This window comes from Empedobacter sp. UBA2044, assembly GCF_002333005.1.
GTDB lineage: Bacteria > Bacteroidota > Bacteroidia > Flavobacteriales > Weeksellaceae > Empedobacter > Empedobacter falsenii_B.
In genome coordinates, this window is sequence record NZ_DDBA01000019.1 from 54,990 (window position 1) to 74,997 (window position 20,008).

General features: G+C 32.1%; 24 protein-coding genes and 1 pseudogene. 11 read left to right on the plus strand and 14 right to left on the minus strand.

Translation table 11 applies throughout. The features are described 5' to 3' along the window. Positions 1-56: 56 nt before the first annotated feature. The 5 genes from queG to B4E59_RS02430 are packed head-to-tail and all read left to right on the plus strand — an operon-like array spanning position 57 to position 3,201. Positions 57-1,004: a tRNA epoxyqueuosine(34) reductase QueG gene (gene queG / locus B4E59_RS02410; RefSeq protein ID WP_286494666.1), complete on the plus strand. Its 948-nt coding sequence runs from the start codon at positions 57-59 to the stop codon at positions 1,002-1,004. 60 nt (positions 1,005-1,064) lie between these two features. Further along, entirely contained in the window at positions 1,065-1,745 is a 681-nt protein-coding gene (locus tag B4E59_RS02415) for an SH3 domain-containing protein (RefSeq protein ID WP_286494665.1), read from the plus strand. 46 nt (positions 1,746-1,791) lie between these two features. After that, positions 1,792-2,106 carry a hypothetical protein gene (locus B4E59_RS02420; RefSeq protein ID WP_038332094.1) on the plus strand — a complete coding sequence of 105 codons (315 nt, stop codon included), beginning with the start codon at positions 1,792-1,794 and terminating at the stop codon, positions 2,104-2,106. 52 nt (positions 2,107-2,158) lie between these two features. Continuing rightward, entirely contained in the window at positions 2,159-2,653 is a 495-nt protein-coding gene (locus B4E59_RS02425; RefSeq protein ID WP_038332097.1) for a hypothetical protein, read from the plus strand. A 29-nt stretch (positions 2,654-2,682) separates the two neighbouring features. Next, positions 2,683-3,201 (plus strand): hypothetical protein, encoded by a 519-nt coding sequence (locus B4E59_RS02430; protein WP_052217554.1) that lies wholly within the window; start codon positions 2,683-2,685, stop codon positions 3,199-3,201. A 52-nt stretch (positions 3,202-3,253) separates the two neighbouring features. On the opposite strand, the gene B4E59_RS02435 is transcribed toward B4E59_RS02430, so the two are convergent. From B4E59_RS02435 to B4E59_RS02445, 3 genes and pseudogenes are all read right to left on the minus strand, one after another. Further along, on the minus strand, positions 3,254-3,541 hold the full coding sequence (locus B4E59_RS02435; RefSeq protein WP_291051164.1) for a T9SS type A sorting domain-containing protein: 288 nt from the start codon (positions 3,539-3,541) through the stop codon (positions 3,254-3,256). 24 nt (positions 3,542-3,565) lie between these two features. Continuing rightward, a pseudogene (locus B4E59_RS02440) lies at positions 3,566-4,309 on the minus strand (endonuclease); the annotation flags it as partial. Between the two features lie 81 nt (positions 4,310-4,390). Continuing rightward, positions 4,391-5,269 (minus strand): helix-turn-helix domain-containing protein, encoded by an 879-nt coding sequence (locus tag B4E59_RS02445; protein ID WP_125348767.1) that lies wholly within the window; start codon positions 5,267-5,269, stop codon positions 4,391-4,393. Between the two features lie 196 nt (positions 5,270-5,465). Here B4E59_RS02445 and hemA point away from each other — a divergent pair, with 196 nt between their 5' ends. Genes hemA through hemE form a run of 4 tightly spaced genes read left to right on the plus strand, consistent with a single transcriptional unit; the run spans position 5,466 to position 9,339 of the window. Then, complete coding sequence (gene hemA, locus B4E59_RS02450; RefSeq protein ID WP_291051140.1) at positions 5,466-6,713, plus strand: glutamyl-tRNA reductase; 1,248 nt, start codon at positions 5,466-5,468, stop codon at positions 6,711-6,713. A gap of 7 nt (positions 6,714-6,720) precedes the next feature. Beyond that, a complete protein-coding gene (hemC, locus tag B4E59_RS02455; protein ID WP_221854357.1) occupies positions 6,721-7,647 on the plus strand; it encodes a hydroxymethylbilane synthase in 927 nt (308 codons plus the stop codon). After that, positions 7,647-8,324: a uroporphyrinogen-III synthase gene (locus B4E59_RS02460; protein WP_181816324.1), complete on the plus strand. Its 678-nt coding sequence runs from the start codon at positions 7,647-7,649 to the stop codon at positions 8,322-8,324. The genes hemC and B4E59_RS02460 overlap by 1 nt, the downstream gene beginning before the upstream one ends. Continuing rightward, on the plus strand, positions 8,311-9,339 hold the full coding sequence (gene hemE / locus B4E59_RS02465; RefSeq protein WP_219033601.1) for a uroporphyrinogen decarboxylase: 1,029 nt from the start codon (positions 8,311-8,313) through the stop codon (positions 9,337-9,339). The genes B4E59_RS02460 and hemE overlap by 14 nt, the downstream gene beginning before the upstream one ends. Before the next feature lie 43 nt (positions 9,340-9,382). On the opposite strand, the gene B4E59_RS02470 is transcribed toward hemE, so the two are convergent. Next, positions 9,383-10,009 (minus strand): hypothetical protein, encoded by a 627-nt coding sequence (locus B4E59_RS02470; RefSeq protein ID WP_286494663.1) that lies wholly within the window; start codon positions 10,007-10,009, stop codon positions 9,383-9,385. Between the two features lie 151 nt (positions 10,010-10,160). Here B4E59_RS02470 and B4E59_RS02475 point away from each other — a divergent pair, with 151 nt between their 5' ends. Then, entirely contained in the window at positions 10,161-10,940 is a 780-nt protein-coding gene (locus B4E59_RS02475) for a superoxide dismutase (protein ID WP_286494662.1), read from the plus strand. A gap of 69 nt (positions 10,941-11,009) precedes the next feature. Here B4E59_RS02475 and B4E59_RS02480 read toward each other — a convergent pair whose 3' ends face one another. The 10 genes from B4E59_RS02480 to B4E59_RS02525 form a co-directional block, all read right to left on the minus strand. Further along, a complete protein-coding gene (locus tag B4E59_RS02480; protein WP_115001418.1) occupies positions 11,010-11,333 on the minus strand; it encodes a T9SS type A sorting domain-containing protein in 324 nt (107 codons plus the stop codon). A gap of 140 nt (positions 11,334-11,473) precedes the next feature. Further along, on the minus strand, positions 11,474-12,298 hold the full coding sequence (gene tsf, locus B4E59_RS02485) for a translation elongation factor Ts (RefSeq protein WP_219033598.1): 825 nt from the start codon (positions 12,296-12,298) through the stop codon (positions 11,474-11,476). 114 nt (positions 12,299-12,412) lie between these two features. Then, positions 12,413-13,159 (minus strand): 30S ribosomal protein S2, encoded by a 747-nt coding sequence (rpsB, locus tag B4E59_RS02490; RefSeq protein WP_291051143.1) that lies wholly within the window; start codon positions 13,157-13,159, stop codon positions 12,413-12,415. 124 nt (positions 13,160-13,283) lie between these two features. Beyond that, positions 13,284-13,670, minus strand: coding sequence for a 30S ribosomal protein S9 (gene rpsI, locus B4E59_RS02495; protein ID WP_038334481.1), 387 nt, complete (start codon positions 13,668-13,670; stop codon positions 13,284-13,286). A 9-nt stretch (positions 13,671-13,679) separates the two neighbouring features. After that, a complete protein-coding gene (rplM, locus tag B4E59_RS02500) occupies positions 13,680-14,135 on the minus strand; it encodes a 50S ribosomal protein L13 (protein ID WP_038334665.1) in 456 nt (151 codons plus the stop codon). A gap of 334 nt (positions 14,136-14,469) precedes the next feature. Continuing rightward, a complete protein-coding gene (locus B4E59_RS02505; protein ID WP_125348772.1) occupies positions 14,470-15,330 on the minus strand; it encodes a fumarylacetoacetate hydrolase family protein in 861 nt (286 codons plus the stop codon). Positions 15,331-15,453: 123 nt separating this feature from the next. Beyond that, complete coding sequence (locus tag B4E59_RS02510; protein WP_115001412.1) at positions 15,454-16,593, minus strand: acyl-CoA dehydrogenase family protein; 1,140 nt, start codon at positions 16,591-16,593, stop codon at positions 15,454-15,456. Positions 16,594-16,645: 52 nt separating this feature from the next. Then, on the minus strand, positions 16,646-17,446 hold the full coding sequence (gene porT, locus B4E59_RS02515; protein ID WP_291051148.1) for a type IX secretion/gliding motility protein PorT/SprT: 801 nt from the start codon (positions 17,444-17,446) through the stop codon (positions 16,646-16,648). A 26-nt stretch (positions 17,447-17,472) separates the two neighbouring features. Then, positions 17,473-18,213: a bifunctional demethylmenaquinone methyltransferase/2-methoxy-6-polyprenyl-1,4-benzoquinol methylase UbiE gene (gene ubiE / locus B4E59_RS02520; RefSeq protein ID WP_038334486.1), complete on the minus strand. Its 741-nt coding sequence runs from the start codon at positions 18,211-18,213 to the stop codon at positions 17,473-17,475. Positions 18,214-18,238: 25 nt separating this feature from the next. Further along, positions 18,239-18,802, minus strand: coding sequence for a hypothetical protein (locus B4E59_RS02525; protein ID WP_291048683.1), 564 nt, complete (start codon positions 18,800-18,802; stop codon positions 18,239-18,241). A gap of 123 nt (positions 18,803-18,925) precedes the next feature. On the opposite strand from B4E59_RS02525, the gene B4E59_RS02530 reads away from it, so the two are divergent. Then, the gene (locus B4E59_RS02530) at positions 18,926-19,999 is read left to right on the plus strand and encodes a 3-oxoacyl-ACP synthase III family protein (protein WP_291048680.1); all 1,074 of its coding nucleotides are present in this window, start codon (positions 18,926-18,928) and stop codon (positions 19,997-19,999) included. Positions 20,000-20,008: the final 9 nt, after the last annotated feature.

Here is a 20,008-nt window from a genome sequence, read left to right on the forward strand (position 1 = left end):
ATAAAATTTAATCTCGTCGATATAATAATTATAAATTCATAATTACGAATTAACTAATGCTCCTTCAAACAGAAGAACATATCAAAATAAAATGGTCCCATCGAATCAAAGAAAAAGCTGAAGCATTGGGATTTATTTCGTGTGGTATTGCCAAAGCAGATTTTTTGGAAGAGGAAGCTCCACGTTTAGAGTCTTGGTTAAAGAATAATTATCATGGAGAAATGCAGTATATGGAAAATCATTTCGATATGCGACTGGATCCTCGAATTTTGGTCGAAGGAGCAAAATCTGTGATTTCGTTGGCGTATAATTATTACCAAGATTTAGATCGAAATCCTAATTCTTACAAAGTTGCGATGTATGCGCAAGGCGAAGATTATCATTTTGTCGTGAAGGAAAAAGTGCGCGAGTTGTTAGATTTTATTCAAGAAGAAATAGGGGAGGTGAGCGGAAGAGCTTTTACCGATTCAGCACCAATTCTGGAACATGCATGGGCGAAAAAAGCTGGAATTGGTTGGGTTGGAAAAAATTCGTTGACGTTATCTAAACAAAAAGGTTCGTTTTTCTTTTTATCCGAATTAATTATTGATTTGGATTTAGCTTATGATTCTCCAATTGAAACTGATCATTGTGGAAAATGTACGCGTTGTATTGATGCTTGCCCAACTGAGGCAATCTTACCCAATAAAACAGTGAACGGAAGTCAGTGTATTTCGTATTTTACAATTGAATTGAAAGATCAAATTCCGACCGAAATGAAAGGAAAATTTGATGATTGGATTTTTGGTTGTGATCTTTGCCAAGAAGTTTGTCCATGGAATCGTTTTTCGTTGCCAACGAAAGAAACTCGTTTTGTTGGTCATAAGAAAATTAATCAATTCTCGAAGAAAGATTGGGAAGAAATTACAGAGGATGTTTTTCGAGAAATTTTTAAGAAATCACCTGTAAAACGTACAAAATTTGATGGTTTGAAAAGAAATATCGATTTTGTAAAATCACTATAATTCGTGAAAATTTTTGGTTTAGATTTTGTTAGCTTTACTTCAAGAAAATCGAATCAAAAAATGAAAAAAAGTTTATTCATTCTTACTACTTTTTTAGGCTATTTTGTGCAAGCTCAATTTGGGATTGTGCAAGATAAAGATGGTTTTGCAAATGTGAGAGATGATAAAAATATTTCGTCTAAAATTGTTGCTAAAGTCAATTCAAATTCAATTTATCCAATTGATTCTGATGAAGAAAACTCGAAATGGTATTTAGTTGAATATCAGCCTGAAAAAGCTGGTTTTGTTTACTATGATCGAATCAAAAAGTTAGAAGATTTTGAAACTATTTCACCAACTTCAGTCAATGATTCTAAAATAGAATTTTCGGTTGCTGATTATACCATTCAGCTCGAAACGCAAGAATTTAATTCGAAAAAACATAAAATTTTCAAGGAAAGTGATTTTGTTTATGCGATTGATGAAAAAGATTTTCTTGGTTCGGATGGAATGATTCCTCAAACAGAATTCAAATCGTTTAAAATATCATTCAAAGGAAAAGAAATTATCATTCCAAAAGAATATTTTATCAATTTATATAATGCGAATTTATCAGCAACAAAACTTACTTACAATAAAGAGTTAAATCAATATTATTTGTTCGGTACATATAGCGATGGAGCTGGTGTTTATGATGCACTTTGGGTTTTGGATAATGGAAAAATTGTAAAACATATTGCTCAAATTAATGCTTATGCTTAGTCGATTTTTTTCAATTTTAGGGTGCTTCTTGCTATTCACTTCGATAATGTTTGCTCAAAAAGTAACGACTTCCAAATTTGGAGATATTTCGTACGAAATGAAGCAAAAACAAGTTGCAGCTTTAACACCAAATCAATTAGCTCTTTATGATGTAAATAATGCAGAAATGCCTGAACAGGACATTGAGTTGAATGGAATTAAATATCATATTTCGTACTATAAAAATTTGAAAACAAAACAATTCGAAGTATGTATGGTTTCGTCTGTCAGCTCTAAACTTTTGACTTTATCAGGAATAAAAGTTGGAAGTTCGTTGGACGATTTATGGAAAGCGTACAAAAAATATGATATTTCGGTGTAAGATATTTTTGAAGATGATGAGACAGAATCGGGATATTTAAACAATAAAATTTATGAGGATTAAAATAACTTTATTAGGATTTTTCTTGCTTTCGGTTGTTGGATTTGGTCAGATTTCTACAACACGAATGAATGAACTGAAAATTGGTATGCGTCCGTTCGAAGTGTTGAAATTGTTAGGTGAAGAAATTGCTGCAATTGTTGATGAAGGAGAAACGAATGTCACCCTAAAAGGGATTGATTATACAATCGAAATAAGAAGTGGTTATTTGAGTAAAACAGAAAATGACACCTATTTAAGTTCTATTTCTACAACAAGTAAAAATATCAAAACTTTGTCTGGAATTGGAATTGGTAGTACGTTGGAGGATTTGTGGAAAGCTTATTCGTCAAAATATAATGTGTTTTTGGATAAATCGAATAATAATAACAGAGAATTTAGAATTGATGATAGAGAAAATGGTGTTATATTGACTTTTTCTTTGAAAAATGAAATTGTAACAACAATAAGATTGAGTTCTTATAACCCAGAAGAATGTACACTTTAAAATAATGATTAAAACCTAAATACATAAAAATGAAAAAAATATTTTTTATAGCTGCTTTTGTAGCTGGAATAGCTTTGCAAGCGCAAGTTTCTACAACTCGTATTAATGACGTAAAACTTGGAATGAAATTGTCTGAATTAGAAAAATTAACTGGACAAAAATTCAAAATAAAATTGAATGAATATGGTTATCCTGATGGTGATGTAACAATTGTCTCTAAAGGAGTAACATATAAAGTTGGATTGACAACAAATGGTGAGGAGACAGCAGGTTCTTCTACTTTAACTGTATATAGTGTTAAGTCTTCGGATTCTAGTCTTAAAACATTATCTGGAATTAAAATTGGCTCATCTTTGGATGAGTTAATTAATAAATATAAAAATCTGAATATTTCTATTTTCGATGGTTATGATGATAAAACGGATAAAAGAACAAAAGCTTTTCGTTATTTTAATGTTGAAGATTATGATAATGGATCGATTCTACAATTTTATTTAGTGAATGATAAAGTAGTTTCTTTCGATGTAATGTATAATGAAGGTTGTTAAAATGAATAAACAAAAAATTCCAACTCTTAGAGTTGGAATTTTTTGTTTAAAATTATTTTTTAATCACTTTTTTTGTGACGATGTTTCCATCTTTTAGGTGAATAGATAAAATATACATTCCAGCTGGATAATTTTTCAAATTAACTTCCGAACCTAATTCAATTCCAAGTAAACGACCGTTAAAATCATATAAATTCACATAATCAAAATTCTTAGCATTAATCTTTACTTTGTCTGTTGTTGGATTAGGAAAAACTTCTACAAGCGTTTGTTGATAATTGTAATCGTTCGCAGATAATTCAGGCCAAGTATTTTCGGCTTTATCTCCTCCCCAAATCAACGTTGCTAAATACGGATTATCAATAAATGGATTTCGACTTCCTTGTGTTTCGGCAATAATTTCGTTTCGGACTTTCTCAAATTCAGATACTTTATCCTATACATTCCATTTCAAAAACATATCTGGCATTCCATCATTATTGGTTGTTGTCGTATTGTTATACGCAACCAATTGTGGATCGGTTTCCATACCATAATGTACATACATATACATAATAATTCGCGCGACATCTCCCGTCCATTCATCACCAGGATAAAAACCTCCATTGATTAATTTGGCTTGTCCTGTCACATCTTGTGCCCATTTTTCGCGATAAGCATTGTTACGTCTAGTCGAATTTATTTGTCTATCAACTGCGCGTAAATTATGAGCATCTGTTCCAGTTCCAGGACGATCAGTATCAAGTTTAGGAACTGCTAAAGATTTTGGGAAAACATGTTCGCGTTCCCATTTTCCGATTGTACTTCCACTTGAAGAGTTGTTTTTGTTGTTTATATCACGCGTGCGCTGTTCTGCATAAACAGTAGAATTATCTGTGAAACCATAAATCAATAAAACGCGACCTTTTGAATCTAAATCCAAGTCAGATTTATCTAAAATATTCCAAACTCCAGGCGTATAGCTAACTGCATGATGTGTAGCATTGATTAAATCGTGTAATTCTTCCTTTATAGTTTTTCCATTTTGATTAAAATCAATCCCTTCATAATAGTCGGGTTGTTGCGCAAAAGCGGCAAAAGGAAATAAAAGAAGCAAAAATTTTTGCATAACTATTTATAAATATTTAACAAAAGTAAGTATTTATAAGTAGTTAATAAATGATATTAAGATTAACAATTCTTAAAGTTTTTACTGAAATTGTTTAATGTATTGTTTAGGAGTTAAGCCATATTTCTTCTTAAATGCTGATATAAAATGAGATGGGTTTTCGTAACCAATTTCAAACGAAATATCTTTTACCATTTGTTGATTTTCTTCTAATTTATGCAATGCATATTCCAGTTTTTTATCCAACAAATAACCATAAACAGTTGTTCCGTATAGTTCCTTGAAACCTTCTTTCAGATGATATTCCGAGATCGAAAATTTTTCGCAAAGTTGTTTGATTGTTGGCGGATTTTTAAAATCAGCTAATAAATAATCTTTGATTTCTTTGATTCGTTTTCCTTCATTTTCATCATTTAAGAAAGGACAATGTTCGGTTTGACTTTCAATTTCAGAAAAATAAAGGGTGAATAATTCGTACATTTTTCCAATCAAAAATAAATTTTGAAATTGCGGAGAAAGTTTCATTTGTTCAATTTGATTCAAAACTAATTTTATTGAAGGTCCAATTTCTCGTTCAATATAAAATTTTTCTTGCGTCATACTCGAAATCAAATTATTCTGAATTTGATATTCTGCAAACAATTGATGTAATTTCTGAATAGACAAAACCACAATATAAACCTTGCTTTCGGCATTTATATTCAACGATAATGGAATGTCCAATGTCGGATAATAGAACAAAAAGCTTTTTCCTTCGTTCAAATTGATTTTATAAATACCATTATTAAAATTAAATGTCAACGAACCTTTTGTACAAAAATAGAATTGTATATAACGCTTGTCAATTCCTTTCAGAATCGTGTCTGTAGAAGCTGTAAAGTTGTCTATTTGAGCGATAAATACGTCTGTTGACAATTTATACTCGTTAATTTTACTTTTATGGGTATTTTTTAATTCCATTTTGAATAATGAGGTTTGTCATATAAAAAACGTGATAATTGTCAACTTCGCTCTTTATAATGGTTTACATACAAATATAAACCTTTAATTTATAATTATTCTAAAAAAGCAAACTTTAATTTTTAGCGTTATTTTTTCTTTTTAAAGTTATTTTTCGAAGACTTTTGAAACTACTTTTGTATCAGTATTTGAAGAAATGGCAATTAGAGGTAATAAAACGGAAGAAAATTTTTACGTAATCGGAATCAGTTATGAAAAAGCTGACGCCATTACACGTGGTAAATTTACATTTTTCCCGGAACAAGTTGAAACGTTTACGCAAGATTCTAAAACGAATGGATTAGAAAACTTTTTTATTGTATCAACTTGTAATCGTACTGAATTTTATGGTTTTGCAGAAAACGAAGATCAAATCGTTGAGCAATATTGTAAATACACAGAAGGTAATGCAGATGAATTCCGTCAATTTATGATGGTAAAAGAAGGAGAAGAAGCGATTACACATTTATTCCGTGTTTCGTCGGGATTAGAAAGTCAGATTTTAGGTGATTTTGATATCATCGGACAAATCAAAATTTGGTTTTCTCGTTTCAAAAAACAAGGTGCATCAAATGCTTTTTTAGAGCGTATGGTAAATACTGCGATTCAAATTAGTAAAAAAGTGAAGAACGAAACTTTCTTAAGTAACGGTTCTGCTTCGGTTGCATATTCAGCGGTTAATTTTATTCAAGCAACGCAAGGAAACTTAGTTGACAAAAATATTTTGTTGTACGGAATTGGTAAAATTGGTCGTAATACGTGTGCTAATTTGGTCAAACATTATCCAAATACAAACATTACGCTAATCAATCGTACAAAAGAAAAGGCAGAAATTCTTGGACTGAAATACGATATTACCGTAAAAGATCACAGCGAATTAAAAGAAGAATTACAAAAAACAGATATTCTAATTGTTGCAACGGGAGCAAGTAATTACACGATTACAGAAGAAATGATTCCGTTCGATAAGGAAATGACGATTATTGATATGTCAGTTCCAGAAAATGTAATTCATACATTGGCTGCTCGCGAATCTATTCAATTGGTAAATGTAGATGGATTATCTAAAATGGTAGACGATACAATTGCGCAACGTCGCAATGCAATTCCAGAAGCATTGGCAATTATAGAGGAGCATTCTACAGAGTTTTACGAATGGTTAGAAACCAGAGAATTGGTTCCAGCTATTCAATCTTTCAAAGATAGATTAGACTTTTTTCAGAGTTTTGCTTTAAATAACTTGAAAAAAGACAATGTAAATATCGACGAAAATGAAACGATTTTAACTGAAAAAGTAATTCAGAAAATTACAAATCAGTTTGCTTCTTATTTGATCGAAAATAAAGAAAACGCAGACGAAACAATTCAGTTAATCGAAAAAATGTTTCATTTAAAACAAGCTTAATACAATCATGAAAACAATAAAAATTGGTACACGTCAAAGTCCGTTAGCGCTTTGGCAAGCCAATAAAGTTGCTTCTATTCTTGAGGCAAAAGGTCATCCAACAGAAATCGTTCCGATTACTTCTGAAGGCGATGCAAATCTAAAACAACCCATTTATTCATTAGGTTTAACAGGTGTTTTTACGCGTTCATTGGACATTGCTTTGTTGAATGATCAAGTAGATATTGCGGTTCATTCGTTGAAAGATGTGCCAACTGTTTTACCAGAAAAATTAGAGTTGATTGCATATCCAGAACGCGCAAGTTCTGCGGATATTTTGGTGTACAAATCGGAAGATATTTTCGAGAAAAAACATCGTGTTATCGCTACTGGATCTTTGCGTCGTAAAGCATTTTGGAATCATAAATATCCAAATGATACGATTGTAGATTTACGTGGAAATGTGCAATTACGTCTGAAAAAGTTGCAAGATAATGCAGATTGGGACGGAGCTGTTTTTGCTTTTGCAGGTTTGGATCGTTCAGAAATTTTAGATGAATTGGCAGAAAAAGGTCTTCATTATAAAGTGATTGATTGGATGATTGCTGCACCATCACAAGGAATTTTAGGAATTGTAGCCAAAGAAGGTTTGGATTTGAGTGATATTAATAATCCTCAATGTGAACTTTTTGCAACGGTAGAACGTCAATTTTTGAATGTTTTAGAAGGTGGTTGTACAGCGCCAATTGGAGCATTAGTTGAGAAAATTGATGAAGAAAATTACTCCTTCAAAGGAGCAATTTTAACCATTGATGGACAAGAAATGATTTCAATCGAAAGACAATTCAAAGCAGATGAATATTTGACGAAAGGTCGCGAATTTGCTGAAGAATGTATTGCACAAGGTGCAGCAAAAATGATTGAACAAATAAAAAAAGAAATCGGAACGAAATAGTGCGAACGAAGGTTTTATTCACGAAGTTAATTTCTTCTGAATTGCTTGAAAAAGAATTTGGAACTGATGTTGAGGTGGTTTGTAAACCAACTTTACAAATCGATTTGACTTCGAAAAATGAAATTTATGCACAGATTGATGAATCCGTTCATCAGTTTATCGTGACGAGTCAAAATACTGTAAATGCCATTCAAGATTTGGAATTGAATGGTCATTTTTTTGTTGTTGGAAAAAAAACGGCAGAAAAACTAAAAGCGCAAAACAGAGATGTTGTGTTGGTTGAAGATTATGCAGAAGATTTAGCTTCGAAATTAATTTCAGGAAATTATTCTCCGAAATGGAATTTCTTATGTGGTTCTTCCCGTCGAGATTTGTTGGTGAATGAATTATCAAAAGCAAATCACGAAGTCAATCAAATTATAACATATCAATCAGGGCAAATTGTTTATCAATTAAATGAAACATTTGATGTGTATGCTTTTTTTAGTCCGTTGTCATTCAAAGCGTTTCATCAACAAAATGAAATTTCAGAAAGTTCGCGTATTTTTACAATCGGAAATACAACAACTTCTGCGATAGAAGAAGTTTATCCAAATCATGAAATTATAACTGCGCAAACACCATTGGTGGAAGTAGTTATTGAAAATATAAAAAAATACATCAATGATAAAAAATGATTTGCTTTTAAAAGCATTGAGAGGTGAGGAGGTAGAGCGTCCGCCAGTGTGGATGATGCGTCAAGCAGGACGTTATTTACCAGAGTTTATCGAATTGAGAGATAAATATGATTTCTTTACACGTTGTCAAACGCCAGAGTTAGCGGCTGAAATTACAGTTCAACCAATTCGTCGTTTTCCGTTAGATGCAGCAATTATCTTTTCAGATATTTTGGTTGTGCCACAAGCAATGGGAATGAATTTCGAGATGAAACCTGGTGTTGGTCCTTGGTTAGAGAATCCTATTCGTACAGCTCAAGATGTAGAAAAAGTTTATATTCCTGATGTTGAAGAAGAGTTAGGATACGTTTATGCAGCGATGGATATTACAAAGAAAGAGTTGGACAATAAAATTCCGTTGATTGGTTTTGCAGGTTCGCCTTGGACATTGTTGTGTTATGCAGTGGAAGGTCGTGGTTCTAAATCTTTTGATCAAGCGAAAGGTTTTTGTTTCCAAAATCCAGTTGCAGCACACCAATTATTAGAAAAAATTACACAAACAACGATTCAATATTTGTTGAAAAAAGTGGAACATGGTGCAAATGTGATTCAGATTTTTGATTCTTGGGGTGGAATGTTATCGCCAAAAGATTATGATGAATTTTCTTGGAAATACATCGAGCAAATTGTAAACGAAGTTTCTAAAGTAGTTCCTGTAACTGTTTTTGCAAAAGGTTGTTGGTTTGCTTTAGAGAAAATGGCAGATTCTAAAGCATCTGCTTTGGGTGTTGATTGGACGATTACGCCACAATTAGCGCGTGAGTTTACAGGTTTCAAAAAGACGTTACAAGGTAACTTTGATCCTTCTCGTTTGTTATCGCCACCAGAAACTATTCAGCAAATGGTAAAAGAAATGATTGACGATTTTGGTCCGTATAAATATATTGCCAATTTAGGTCACGGAATTTTACCAAATATTCCAGTTGAAAATGCACAAGCTTTTATAGAAGCTGTTGTAGATTATAAAAGAGATTAAGAAACTCTATATAACAAGAAAACCTTCCGAATGGAAGGTTTTTTTATTTTATGGTCTTTTTTGCTTCGGTCCAATAATTGATTTGATTAAAAATAAATAATGAAATAGTAATCATATCAGATACAATTTCTACTTTTTCTTGATGTGAATAATTTTCGAAATTACCTATCTCTACACGAAATTTTACATTTTCAATATTAGGAAAGGTTTTTATTCTTTCTAAATGTTCGTTACTAAAATGAATAAAGCCACAGTATTTTTTGTATAAAATTTTTATTTCTGGAAATTTTTTTGAAATTTGTTCAACTAAATAAGCATCATTGAAATTCTTTTTTAAAATGCTATCGCGGAATTTTCTGATTTCTTTTCCGTCTAATATATAATCAATATAACTATCGTCTTTAGCAACTAGGATAGAATTATATCTAATTAGATTATCCATTTGTATTCTAATTAGATGAGTTGCAGAGTAAAAATTATTTTCTTGAAATAATAATCTAAAACCTTCATTAATTGACATAGCTCTATTTAAAATACTAAGAGCAATAAAATCAACTTTCATAGCTTTATATTTAAAAATTTCTTTAGCCAAATTTTTATAATCTTCAGTTAATAAATATAATTTATCAACTAGATCATTTAATTCTTCTTTATTAATTTCAATATCCATGAATCAAATATACAAACAAATTACCTTTATTGATTTAGATGATAATCTCCATTTTAACAGAAAATTAAAAGAAATCAATTTTATATTCGATAGTTTTAGTATATTTTAGTAGAAATATTAATATCATAAGTAAACTACATAAAAGAATAAGATGAAAAAGGGTATATTTTTGATGTCAGTTTTGGGTGTTCTTTTCTTTGTTCAGTCATGCGAAACGAAGAAAGAAAATGCTGACTCAACAACTAAAGAAGTTGTAAAACAAGATACAGTGCAAGCTGTTGCAGAGCCTGTTGGAAATCCTACAGATGTTAAAGCTGACCCAGGAACTTTCCAAATTAAACCTTTGAAATATGGTTACGATGAATTGAACGAATACATTGATGCAAAAACAATGGAAGTTCATTTCTCTAAACATTATTTAGGATACATCAACAAATTGAATACAGCGCTAAAAGAAGCAAATATCAAATCGAATGATATTGTAGATATTTTGAAAAAAATGGATATGAATAATGCTGCTTTACGCAACAATGCTGGTGGATATTACAATCACATGCTATATTTTGATATTATGTCTCCAACGCCACAGAAAGCCCCTACAGGAGATCTTAAAGCGAAGATTGAAGCAACATTTGGTTCTACAGAAGAATTAATCAAACAATTGGACGAAGCGGGTTCTAAACGTTTTGGTTCTGGTTGGGCTTGGTTGGTTGTGAAAGCGGACGGAAGTTTGGCGGTTACAAGTACAGCAAATCAAGATAATCCATTGATGCCAGGAGCAGAGATCGCAGGAACGCCAATTTTAGGAATTGATGTTTGGGAACATGCTTACTATTTAAAATACCAAAACAAACGCGATGATTATTTGAAAGCGTTTAACAATGTTTTGGATTGGAAACAAGTTGAAGAAAATTATAAGAAAGCAAAATAGTCTTTCTAATTACAAACAAAAAAGCTTCTCAAATTTTGAGAAGCTTTTTTGTTTTATATATGAATAATCTTAATTCTTAATCAAGGATTGTGTTTCTGTTGTTCCATCTTCATTAAAAACGCGAACAATGTATTTTCCTTTTTTCAAACTTTGTACGTTAAAGTTTGCTTTTTGGCTTCCGTCTAATTTTTTATTCATCACTTCATTTCCAATAATCGAATATATCGACACCGAACTTGCCTTTGATGGATTGTCAAATTTTATTGTAAATGTAGAACTCGCAGGATTTGGATAAATACTAACAGAGCCTTTATCCTGATCAAATCTCGACTGAGCTGAAGCAGATGTTATGGTGAATAAAAATATAGTTATAAATAGTATAAAGTGTTTCATATGCTTGTAATCCTAACAAATATAAAAATAAATAATTATAAAACAAACATTTCAAAATATATACCAAACAAAAAAGTGATGCTAAAATTTAGCATCACTTTAAGATATATAATAAAAATTATAAACTTATTATAAGCTTATTATAAGCTGTAACGGATAAATCCAGTTACTTTCAAGTCAGCGTTAACAGCTTTAACGATATCTTGAACAGAAGTTTTTCCGTCTTTGATTGACGCTTGGTGAACTAATGTATTCTCTTTGAAGAATTTTTGTAATTTACCTTGAGCGATGTTTTCAATCATGTTTTCTGGTTTACCTTCTGCAACTAAAGTTTCTCTAGCGATAGATAATTCAGTGTCAATTACAGATTGAGCAACAGAAGTTTCATCTAATGCTACTGGGTTCATAGCAGCAACTTGCATAGCAACGTCACGAGCTACTTCAGAAGCACCTTCTACGTTAGCAGATAAAGAAACTACAGCACCAATTTTGTTACCAGCGTGGATGTAAGAATTAACGATAGCACCTTCGATAGCTTGGAAAGTACCAATTTCGATTTTTTCTCCAATAACACCTGTTTGCTCAGTTAATTTTTCACCAACTGTAATTCCTGCGAATGGTAAAGCTAATAATTCTTCTTTAGAGTTAACTGTCAAAGCTAAATCAGCGATTTCGTTAGCCATAGCAACGAAAGCTTCATTTTTAGCAACGAAGTCAGTCTCACAGTTCAAAGCGATAACGATACCTTTAGTTTGGTCAGCGTTAACTTTAGCGATAACTGCACCTTCTGTAGAATCACGGTCAGCTCTTTTAGCAGCTACTTTTTGTCCTTGTTTACGTAAAACTTCTACAGCTTTATCGAAATCTCCACCAGCTTCTTCTAAAGCTTTTTTAGAATCCATCATTCCCGCACCAGTTGCGTTTCTTAATTTACTTACCTCAGCGGCTGTTGCTTTGTAGCTCATAGTAATATTTTTATTTTGTTTCTTAATATTTTAAATAAAAGTAGCTCGTACACCACAAAGTGGTGTAGGAGCTACAAGGTATATTATATCGATGAATTGATCATCAAGTTAATGTTAAGCTTCTTTTGTTTCAGCTCCTTCTTCTTTACATTCTTTTGCTTTTTCTTTTTCTGCTTTACGTGTAGATAAACCAGCTTTGATAGAATCAGCTACTGTAGATAAGATGATATCGATAGATTTAGAAGCATCATCATTTGCAGGGATTGGGAAATCTACTTGACGAGGGTCAGTATTTGTATCAACCATTGCAAAGATTGGAATACCCAATTTTTGAGCTTCTGCTACAGCTATGTGCTCACGTACGATATCTACAATAAATACTGCAGATGGTAAACGTGTCATATCAGCGATAGAACCTAAGTTTTTCTCTAAAGATGCTCTTTGACGATCAACTTGTAATCTTTCTTTTTTAGATAGTGTTTCAAACGTACCGTCTTTTTTCATACGATCGATTGAATTCATTTTTTTAACTGCTTTACGGATAGTAACAAAGTTAGTTAACATCCCACCAGGCCAACGTTCTGTAATATAAGGCATGTTGATTTCTTCAGCATGCTTAGCTACAACATCTTTTGCTTGTTTTTTAGTTGCAACAAAAAGAACTTTACGTCCAGATGCAGCAATTTTTCCTAAAGCTTCAGATGCTTCATCTAATTTCACTGCAGTTTTGTGAAGATCGATGATGTGGATTCCGTTTTTCTCCATAAAAATATAAGGAGCCATAGCCGGATTCCATTTTCTTGTTAAGTGACCAAAGTGCACACCAGCACCTAATAAGTCCTTTACATTTACTTTTGCCATTTTCTTTTTTTTAGTTTACGTTCCGTTATCTCAACAAGCAACAAACAAGTGGTCGAAGAATTCTAGCCTTATTTGTTTAGATGCTAAACCAACGGAAAATGGATTTTTTAATGAATTGAATAAATTAACGTTTAGAGAATTGGAATTTCTTACGCGCTTTCTTTTGACCGAATTTTTTACGTTCAACCATACGTGGGTCACGTGTTAATAACCCTTCTGGTTTTAATTGTAAACGAAAATCTGCGTCAACTTCACATAAAGCTCTAGAAATAGCTAAACGAATTGCTTCAGCTTGACCAGTGATTCCACCACCAAATACTTTGATATCTACATTGTATTTCTCTTTTGTACCAGTGATTAAAAATGGTTGTTCTACTTTGTATTGTAATACTGCTGTAGGGAAGTAGATTGCTAACTCGCGCCCGTTAATGAAGATTTCTCCATTACCTTCTTGTAAGTATACACGAGCAACAGATGTTTTTCTACGTCCGATTTTATGAACTATTGCCATGGAATTAGATTATAAATATTCGTTAATATCGATTTGTTTTGGTTGTTGAGCTTCGTGATTGTGCTCAGTACCAACAAATACATGTAAATTAGTCAATAATTTACTACCTAATTTATTTTTAGGTAACATTCCTTTTACTGACTTTTCGATTAAGCGTACAGGATCTTTTGCAAAAACTTCTTTCGCAGTTAATGATCTTTGTCCACCTGGGTAACCTGTGTGACGGATGTATAATTTGTCATCCCATTTGTTACCTGTTAATTGAATTTTGTCAGCGTTTAAAACAATTACATAATCTCCACAATCTGCATGAGGAGTGAAGTTTGTTTTGTGCTTACCTCTGATAAGCTTCGCAACACCTGACGCTAAACGACCTAATGATAAGTCAGAAGCGTCCACAACTACCCATTCTTTCTGAGCAGTTTCTTTGTTGGCTGATGAAGTTTTGTAACTTAACGTGTCCACTATCTTGATTTTTAATATTTTATAAATTACCGACAATCCGATCGGGGTGCAAATGTACAAAATGATTCTGTTTTCCCAAAAGATTTTAGGAATTATTCGTCATTTTGATGGATTTGTACCATTTAGATGGTTGTCAAAACGTTTGCAAAATTACGTTAATTAATTGAATATCCAATATTTTTTTCGAATTAGACGTTCTATTTAATCGATTGATTGTATGAAAAAGAATTCGTTTTATTGTTTAATCAATTAAGTATGACGCTAAACAAAATTTAAAAACCGTGCAATTCAAAATTTAAATTGCACGGTTTTTTTTATTGTAAGATATCTTATTTTAACCTCTTGAGAAAGGTAAAATAGTTTGAGTTGTAGAACCTAAACCTTCAATTCCATATTCGATAACATCTCCTGGTTTTAGCCAAACTTGAGGTGTTTTTCCCATTCCTGATCCTGCAGGTGAACCTGTAGAAATAATATCTCCAGGTAAGAAAGACATAAATTGAGATAGGTAAGAAATTAATTTAGGAATACGGTAAATAAAATCACTTGTATTACCATCTTGCATTAATTCTCCGTTTAATTTTAACCAAACACGTAAATTATTTACATCCTCGATTTCGTCTTTTGTTGCAATAAAAGGTCCAACAGGTGCAAATGTATCACATCCTTTTCCTTTGTCCCAAGTTCCTCCACGTTCTGTTTGGAAAGCACGCTCAGAAATATCATTAATTAAGGCATAACCATATACGTGATTCATTGCCTCTTCTTCCGTTACATTATTTGCTTTTTCACCAATAATAATACAAAGTTCTGTTTCCCAGTCCATTTTTGTAGAACCATTTGGTTGCATAATTCCGTCTTCTGGTCCGTTAAACGATTGATTAGCTTTGATAAACATAATCGGTTCTGCTTGTTGTTGTAAACCTGTTTCTTTTACGTGATCATCAAAGTTAAGACCTACACAAACAATTTTTCCTGGGCGAGTTAAAGGTGTACCAATACGTACATCATCTTCAACTAATGGCAAGCTGTTAATGTTAAGCTCGATATATTTTTGTAAAGTTTCTTGTTTTTCTGTATTTCCAAAAAAATCATCATCATAAATAATTCCTGATGCTGAAACATCGAATTTTTTCTCATCGATGATTACACCTGATTTCTCCTGACCTTTTGGTCCGAATCTAAAAATTTTCATCTTCTTTATATTTTTTCCGCCACAAATATACGACGTATTGTTTTTTGATTAAATAAATAAAAAAAGACATCTGTCATTAACAGATGTCTTATAAAGATAAAAAATAATTATATTTATTTAAAATTATTTAGCAATTCCTCTCGAAATTACAATTTTTTGAATTTCTGATGTTCCTTCGTAAATCTGAGTAATTTTTGCATCGCGCATCATACGTTCTACATGATACTCGCGAACATAACCATTTCCTCCATGAATTTGAACGGCTTCCGAAGCAACTTCGTTCGCTGTTTTAGAAGCAAATAGTTTTGCCATTGCACCAGAAATAGAAATATCTTTTCCTTCGTCTTTCTCAACCGCAGCTTTAAAACATAACATACGAGCAGCTGTAATATTAGTTGCCATATCTGCTAATTTGAATGCAACAGCTTGGTGATTGATGATTTCTGTTTTGAATGCTTTACGAATTTTTGCATAATCTAACGCTAATTCATAAGCACCTTGTGCAATTCCTAAAGCTTGAGAAGCGATACCAATACGTCCTCCGTTTAAGACATTCATTGCGAAAGCAAATCCAAATCCGTCTTCACCAATACGGTTTTCTTTTGGCACTTTAACATCATTAAAGAATAATGAATGTGTGTCAGAACCACGGATTCCCATTTTTTGTTCTTTTGGTCCAATTTCGAAGCCTGCCCATCCTTTTTCTACGATGAAAGCATTGATTCCTTTGTGACCTTTTTCTGGATCAGTTTGAGCGATTACTAAATAAGTAGAGGCTGTTCCACCATTCGTAATCCAGTTTTTTGTACCATTTAATAAATAGTGATCTCCCATATCTACTGCAGTAGTTTTTTGAGAAGTCGCATCAGAACCAGCATCTGGCTCAGATAAACAAAATGCTCCAATCACTTGACCAGAAGCTAATGGTACTAAATATTTTTGTTTTTGATCTTCGTTACAATATTTTTCCATACCAGCACAAACCAAAGAGTTGTTAACTGACATGACAACAGCAGCAGAAGCATCAACTTTAGCGATTTCTTCCATTGCAATGACATAAGAAACGCTATCTAAACCAGATCCTCCGTATTTTGGGTCAACCATCATACCTAAGAATCCAAGTTCTCCCATTTTTTTTACTGCATCAGTTGGGAAAGTAGATGTTTCGTCGCGTTCGATAACTCCTGGTAATAATTCGGCTTTAGCGAAATCACGAGCAGCTTCTTGAATCATTAATTGTTCTTCCGATAATTGAAAATTCATGTGATTATATTATTTATGGTTTTTATTATTTTATGATTATGACTTTAAATTTTTATTCAAATTTTAGAGAAAAAACAAATGCTCTGGTTGATAATGAATTCAAACTTCCTGTCCAATAAGGATCTGTAGAAGGTTTATCAGGAACAATTTCATTATTAAAGAAGAACATACCTTTTAGGGCTGGTGTAAGTTTAAATCGTTTGAAATAAATTTCAACACCAATTTCTGCTTGCCAGTTAAAGTTATTCGTTGTTGTTCTGAAAACTCCAGTAGCGTTATCGTCTTCTTTATTTTCGTTCGATTGTAAATTCATTAGATAACCCAAACCTCCTTGAATATATGGACGTGTATTGAACCAACGATCTCCGTGAAAGTTAAGTAACAATGGGATTTCGATATAAGTAGATTTTACTTCGCGTTTTACATTAGAATCTTCTAAATCTCCTTCGTAAGTACCAGTTGATGTTCCAGCTAAAGGGGCGTTACGAAAATGTAAAATACGTTGTGCAAAATGCAATCCTGGTTCAGACTTTAAGTCGATGTAATCATTCACACGCATTTTAGCGATTAATCCAACAGAGAAACCAGCTTTACTTTCTTGATCTAAATAAACTAAACCGTGTTCATTTACTCCATCATCTTCTGGAATTTGAGGAGCTCCAGGGACAGGGTTAGTTTGTGCTTTAGGAGCAATCTTGTAACTCATCATATTAGTTCCCAAGAAATATCCAAAACTAAATTTTTTCTGATCAGTTTCAGTTCTGTTTTCGCTTCTGTCATTATTAGGGCGAAACTGTGCATTTGCAATGCTAGCAACAGTTAACGATAATGCGATGATTAGATTTTTTCTCATAGACTTTCAACGAATAACAAGCAAATTTATTTTATACTTTTATAAATGCTTGCAATACCAAAAGTAAGTTTTTTATCAATAGGTTGTGTAAATTTTACACTTTTCAGAATGTTTTTCATTTCTTCTCCATGTGGAAAAGCACGAACTGAATCTGGTAAATAGGTATAAGCACTTTGATCTTTCGAAACCATTTTACCAATTGCAGGTAAAATATTTTTAGAATAAAATGTGTACAACTGTTTCATTGGAAAAGCTGTAGGATAAGAAAATTCTAAAATAACGAAAGTTCCTCCAGGTCTTAAAACACGATTAATTTCTGCTAAACCTTTCTCTAAGTTTTCAAAATTACGAACACCAAAAGAAACGGTCACACAGTCAAAAGTGTTATCAGGAAAAGGTAAATTTTCCGAATCACCTTGCACCATTTCGATACGATTTTCTAATCCAGCTTCTTTTACTTTTTTGCGACCAACTTCCAACATTCCGTTAGATAAGTCTAATCCAGTAATTTTTGCATCGGTATTTTTACCCATCATAATCGCTAAATCTCCTGTTCCAGTCGCGATATCTAAAATCGTTTTTGGTTGAGAAGCTTTTACCATTTTGATAACATCTTTTCGCCATTGAATGTCGATTCCCATTGATAAAACACGGTTTAATAAATCGTATTTTGGCGAAATATTATCGAACATTTGCTCGACTTGTTTCTTTTTATTTAGATCTGATGCTTCGTAAGGAGTTACTGCATCGTGTTGATGATTTGCCATTTTGTAAAGTTATAAAATCTAAATCTTATTCGTAATTCTCGAAATAAAATTGTTTAAAATCTTCTTTGTTAAATATTTTCGATAAATCAGTTGCTTTCTCGCTTCCACTACTTTTTATGAACATTTTAGGATAATCTTGATCGATGTTATAGTAAAAGTTTTCGATGTATAATTGAGAAGATTTTTCGATAATTCCGTGATAAATCTTGTTATCTATTGCAATATTGTTTGATAAAAAGATAGAATCTTTGTTTTTTCTAACACCATAAGGTCGTGTAAATGTATAATATTCTTGATGCGTTGGATTTATAAAACCATTTGCTCTCGTAATATCTACAACTGTATCTACATTTTTGTTATTAAAACTATAAACGATATGCGCTTTTCCTTTTTTCAAGTCTACTCTTGCATTTTGTTGCGGTGCAATTGTAAAATCTTTATCGTTAATTTTGATTGTCAAGGTTTTGTTTGATGGATTGTCAATCACATACCCATCTTTTTTGCTCAAAAAAGTGTTATAAACAACAACGATCAAAGCAGCTAATCCACAGACGATTAAAAGACCAATTAATGAAGGATTTTTTTTCATGCTGCTAAATTAATTATACTTTATTAATTTCGGCATGAGTTATTACATATTTTTCATGACTATTTTAATGAAATGTGTAACTTTGTCGCTATTATTTTTTTATTAAAATTGAACAATATTAATATGATAAACTCTGTAATTACAGGTTCTGGACACTATTTACCAAATAGAATTGTTACGAACGAAGATTTTGTTAACCACGAATTTTATGACGAAAGTGGAAATCGTTTGGATAAAACTGGTGAAGAAATTACGCGTAAATTTGAGGAAATTACAGAAATCAGAGAAAGAAGATATGTAGAAGATGATTTATTAAATTCTGATATCGCAACTTTTGCTGCTAAAAAAGCAATTGAAGAATCTGGCGTTAATCCAGAAGAATTAGATTATATAATCGTTGGGCACAATTTTGGAGATATTGATCCTGTTGGTCATCAAATTGATATTATGCCGTCAATTTCGGCAAAAGTAAAACACAATTTAGGAATCAAAAACCTAAAATGTAAACCTTATGATATGACATTTGGTTGTCCAGGTTGGATAGAATCATTGATTTTAGGACATCAATTTATTCAAGCAAATATTGCAAAGAAAGTTTTGGTAATCGGTTCTGATACGTTATCTCGTGCTGTAGATCCGCATGATCGTTCTGCGATGATTTTTGCAGATGGAGCAGGAGCAGTTGTTTTGGAAGCGAAAGAAGCTGATTATAAATATGGAATCATCAATCACGAAACGTTAAGTTATACAGGTGATGAATTGGCTTACTTGACAAATGGACGTTCTGCAAATCCAGATTATAAAGGTTCAATCAAAACAATTAATATGAAAGGTCGTAAAGTTTACGAATTCGTATTAAAAAATGTTCCACCAGCAATTAAAGAATTGTTAGATGAAACAAATTTATCAATTACCGATATTGATAAAATTTTATTGCACCAAGCAAATGCAAAAATGGATCATGCAATGATAGAGCGTTTATACAAATTATATGGTGTAGCTGTACCAGAAAAAATTGATCCAATGACGGTTCAATTCTTAGGAAATACATCTGTAGCAACGGTTCCTACAATGTTTGATTTAATAAAAAAAGGAGAATTAGCTCCTCATCAATTTCACGCAAATGATATAATTATTTTAGCTTCTGTTGGAGCTGCAATGAATGTTAATGCAGTGATTTATCAATTCGAAAAATAAAAACAAAAA

Coding starts and splice junctions, on each gene's coding strand:
- B4E59_RS02430 (WP_052217554.1), top strand. CDS start 2,683: ATGAAAAAAATATTTTTTATAGCTGCTTTTGTAGCTGGAATAGCTTTG.
- queG (WP_286494666.1), top strand. CDS start 57: ATGCTCCTTCAAACAGAAGAACATATCAAAATAAAATGGTCCCATCGA.
- B4E59_RS02420 (WP_038332094.1), top strand. CDS start 1,792: ATGTTTGCTCAAAAAGTAACGACTTCCAAATTTGGAGATATTTCGTAC.
- B4E59_RS02445 (WP_125348767.1), bottom strand. CDS start 5,269: ATGGAATTAAAAAATACCCATAAAAGTAAAATTAACGAGTATAAATTG.
- rpsI (WP_038334481.1), bottom strand. CDS start 13,670: ATGGCAATAGTTCATAAAATCGGACGTAGAAAAACATCTGTTGCTCGT.
- B4E59_RS02415 (WP_286494665.1), top strand. CDS start 1,065: ATGAAAAAAAGTTTATTCATTCTTACTACTTTTTTAGGCTATTTTGTG.
- tsf (WP_219033598.1), bottom strand. CDS start 12,298: ATGAGCTACAAAGCAACAGCCGCTGAGGTAAGTAAATTAAGAAACGCA.
- ubiE (WP_038334486.1), bottom strand. CDS start 18,213: ATGGCAAATCATCAACACGATGCAGTAACTCCTTACGAAGCATCAGAT.
- B4E59_RS02530 (WP_291048680.1), top strand. CDS start 18,926: ATGATAAACTCTGTAATTACAGGTTCTGGACACTATTTACCAAATAGA.
- B4E59_RS02425 (WP_038332097.1), top strand. CDS start 2,159: ATGAGGATTAAAATAACTTTATTAGGATTTTTCTTGCTTTCGGTTGTT.
- B4E59_RS02505 (WP_125348772.1), bottom strand. CDS start 15,330: ATGAAAATTTTTAGATTCGGACCAAAAGGTCAGGAGAAATCAGGTGTA.
- B4E59_RS02480 (WP_115001418.1), bottom strand. CDS start 11,333: ATGAAACACTTTATACTATTTATAACTATATTTTTATTCACCATAACA.
- B4E59_RS02470 (WP_286494663.1), bottom strand. CDS start 10,009: ATGGATATTGAAATTAATAAAGAAGAATTAAATGATCTAGTTGATAAA.
- rpsB (WP_291051143.1), bottom strand. CDS start 13,159: ATGGCAAAAGTAAATGTAAAGGACTTATTAGGTGCTGGTGTGCACTTT.
- hemE (WP_219033601.1), top strand. CDS start 8,311: ATGATAAAAAATGATTTGCTTTTAAAAGCATTGAGAGGTGAGGAGGTA.
- hemC (WP_221854357.1), top strand. CDS start 6,721: ATGAAAACAATAAAAATTGGTACACGTCAAAGTCCGTTAGCGCTTTGG.
- porT (WP_291051148.1), bottom strand. CDS start 17,446: ATGAGAAAAAATCTAATCATCGCATTATCGTTAACTGTTGCTAGCATT.
- B4E59_RS02475 (WP_286494662.1), top strand. CDS start 10,161: ATGAAAAAGGGTATATTTTTGATGTCAGTTTTGGGTGTTCTTTTCTTT.
- B4E59_RS02525 (WP_291048683.1), bottom strand. CDS start 18,802: ATGAAAAAAAATCCTTCATTAATTGGTCTTTTAATCGTCTGTGGATTA.
- hemA (WP_291051140.1), top strand. CDS start 5,466: ATGGCAATTAGAGGTAATAAAACGGAAGAAAATTTTTACGTAATCGGA.
- B4E59_RS02510 (WP_115001412.1), bottom strand. CDS start 16,593: ATGAATTTTCAATTATCGGAAGAACAATTAATGATTCAAGAAGCTGCT.